The 243-nt window shown below is 55.1% G+C and carries 1 protein-coding gene; it reads left to right on the top strand.

Going from position 1 to position 243, the window contains the following annotated elements; all coding sequences use genetic code 11:
• Positions 1 to 18: 18 nt before the first annotated feature.
• The coding region (locus RTW80_RS30465) for an ABC-type transport auxiliary lipoprotein family protein (RefSeq protein ID WP_312721968.1) at positions 19 to 243 on the top strand (225 nt) is incomplete at its 3' end.

Below are 243 nucleotides of genomic sequence, written 5' to 3'. Positions count from 1 at the left end.
GCCTAAGAGGGCGAAACAATGAAAAAATGGCTAATCATCGCAGGCGCACTGGTATTAACGGCCTGTAGCTCTGGAAGCGATAACAAAAGCTACTACCAGTTGCCGTTAAGCGCGCAATCCGGTGCGCAGAGTAGCAGCTCGCAGGGCAGCCGTCTGCTGTGGGTTGAACAGGTTGCCGTGCCAGATTATCTGGCGGGCAACGGGGTGGTCTACCAGACCAGCGATGTGCAGTACGTTATTGCC

Origin of the sequence: Escherichia sp. AM3, assembly GCF_032029835.1 — a bacterium.
GTDB lineage: Bacteria > Pseudomonadota > Gammaproteobacteria > Enterobacterales > Enterobacteriaceae > Escherichia > Escherichia coli.
This window is presented reverse-complemented; position numbering and strand designations above follow the sequence as displayed.